This window comes from Armatimonas sp. (assembly GCF_031410135.1).
Lineage (GTDB): Bacteria > Armatimonadota > Armatimonadia > Armatimonadales > Armatimonadaceae > Armatimonas.
In genome coordinates, this window is record NZ_JANNYP010000476.1 from 1 (window position 1) to 2431 (window position 2431).

Genomic DNA, 2431 nt, shown 5'->3' on the forward strand with positions numbered 1-2431 from the left:
CAGGCGACTCAACCGAACTTCTTTATGCGCATTTGGCATAGCGGGATGATGCACGTGATGGCGGGTGGGGCCCTTTGCTATGGCTTTGCGAAACTCATCCAAGTCGTGTTCAAAGTGAACCTCGGGATCGATTAGGGTAAACTCCTTCCCTAATGCAAACGGCATACAACCTGCTCATGGGAATCGGCGTGCTGACTGCGATCGTGTTCTCCGCACTCGTCTTCCTCACCGGTAAAGGTGATGCGATGTCGGGTGGTGGCAGCGTTCGAACGTCGTTCAAAGGCAAGGCCACTTTTGACGATATCATGTCGAAAACCACCCTCTATCTTGGTGGAGCCTTCATGTTGATCATGGTTCTCATCGACGCAATTAGCAACCGTCTCGGCAAGTAAGCCCGAGGCCGCTTTCAGGTTAGGTGGCCTTTTGTCAAGGTCGCTGTTTCCGTGGTTGAATGAGTCAGAATTGAATCGAAACGCCTCGTTAACCAGTGAACTTCTTGCGCGATTCCTTGCCTTCTCGATTCAGGCAAAGCCAGACGTTCTTGCTCAACTGAAATTCAATCTGACAATGAAATGACAAAATGACGTCATTCCAGATTTACGTTCTGATACTCTCAAAATTGCCCGCATGCTTGTAAGAAGGGTTTTCAACGAAGAAGCAATATGAGTGAGATCATTCTTTACACCTCGCCAGACGGGGTCGCAAAGGTCGAAGTTTTCTTTGAGGATGAGAGTTTCTGGCTGACCCAGAGGCGGATGGCCGAGTTGTTCGGCGTAGATGTGCGCACCATCAACGAGCATATCGGCAACATTTTCGAGACGGACGAACTCGACCGAGAGGCAACTATCCGGAAATTCCGGATAGTTCAAATCGAAGGTGGTCGAGAAGTCCAACGAGAACTCGATCACTACTCGCTTGATGCAATCATTGCCGTTGGTTACAGGGTGAATTCCCGCCAAGCCACCCGGTTCCGAATATGGGCGACAAACACCCTCAAGGAATTCATTGCGAAAGGCTTCATCCTTGATGATGAGCGACTCAAACTCAACACGCGTTTCGGTAAAGACTACTTCGAAGAGCTTCTTGAGCGGATCCGCGAGATTCGCGCTAGTGAACGCCGCTTTTATCTCAAGATCACGGACCTCTATGAGCAAGCAAGCATCGACTATGACGCCAAGGCAGAGATCACCAAGACATTCTTTGCGACTGTGCAGAATAAGCTCCACTGGGCTGTAAGCGGAAAGACCGCCGCCGAGATCATCGCCGAACGAGCTGATGCCAACAAACCGACCATGGGCCTCACTACCTGGAAGAATGCTCCCCACGGCAAGGTTCTCAAGGGTGATATTTCGACCGCCAAGAATTATATGATCGAAACCGAGATCAGGGACCTGAACCGCATCGTGGAGCAGTACCTGCTCTATGCTGAGGGTCTGGCTGAACGCCGTGTTCCAATGAAGATGGCAGAGTGGGTAGATCGACTTGATGCCTTTCTCAAGTTTAACGAGCGCGATGTACTAACCTATCCCGGCAGAGTGTCCGCTGAAGTCGCCAGGAAGCTAGCGGAGGAGCAGTACGAGAAGTTCAGGGTCAATCAGGATCAAACTTTCGAGAGTGATTTTGAACGTGAATCGAAGCGGATCGAAAGCGAGCTGAGTGGGTGAGCCTCGAAACGGATAATGAACCTGAGAGCAAGGTGCCAGATCAACACCTGCTTAGCCTGCGGAGGGCGGAACAAGTCCCCATTTTGGTGTTCACTACTACAGCATATATGCCGAGTGGTTCCGAGCGGACTAGGTTGCAAGAAGTCGATTTGCTAAAGTTCCCGGCGAACGAAACTCTAGCTGTCGGGCGTGCCGTCGACAGGCATTAGGCATTACTCAATCGGCTGAACGCTTAGCATCCCATCCATGTGATCGTTTGACTCCTCAATTTCGACTCGGAGTTCCTAGAACTCGGGGCCTAAAACTCTCGCGCAGCACAGGGAATCCATGCAACTATGTAACTCTGCATGGATTCCCCTCTGTTTTTTCTGGTCTACGTAAGCACCTCCACTCGAATCTTTTCCAAGAAAGATCTGCTGAAATTGGTCGCCGCCTCCCGGCAACGAAACGCCAGAATGGGCATCACAGGCATGCTCGTGCACAAGAACGGTCAGTTTATGCACCTTATCGAGGGTGAGGAAGAGACCGTCACTCTGCTGATGGAAAAAATCGGCCGGGACAAGCGCCACGGCGAACTCATCACCCTTTTGACCGGGCAGCAAGAGACAAGGCAATATCCGGGGTGGACTCTAGGGTTCAAGAATTTGAACACCTCACACTCCAAGGCGATTGAATCTTATGCGCCCTACCTGGAGCTTGAACTTACCGACCCAAGGTTTGCTGCGGAGCCCCAGCTTTGTCTAGACTTGCTCAAAGCGGTCATCCCA

3 protein-coding genes are annotated in these 2431 nt (G+C 51.3%); all 3 read left to right on the forward strand.

The window, feature by feature from the left end:
* The first annotated feature begins 152 nt into the window (after positions 1-152).
* Complete coding sequence (locus RMO15_RS17640) at positions 153-392, forward strand: preprotein translocase subunit SecG (RefSeq protein WP_309714817.1); 240 nt, start codon at positions 153-155, stop codon at positions 390-392.
* Positions 393-662: 270 nt separating this feature from the next.
* Positions 663-1664, forward strand: coding sequence for a virulence RhuM family protein (locus tag RMO15_RS17645; RefSeq protein ID WP_309714819.1), 1002 nt, complete (start codon positions 663-665; stop codon positions 1662-1664).
* A gap of 347 nt (positions 1665-2011) precedes the next feature.
* Positions 2012-2431 (forward strand): BLUF domain-containing protein (locus tag RMO15_RS17650; protein WP_309714821.1); only part of this gene is annotated, 420 nt, incomplete at its 3' end.

Excerpts from the sequence above, each read along its gene's own strand:
- RMO15_RS17640 (WP_309714817.1), top strand. The coding sequence starts at position 153 with ATGCAAACGGCATACAACCTGCTCATGGGAATCGGCGTGCTGACTGCG.
- RMO15_RS17645 (WP_309714819.1), top strand. The coding sequence starts at position 663 with ATGAGTGAGATCATTCTTTACACCTCGCCAGACGGGGTCGCAAAGGTC.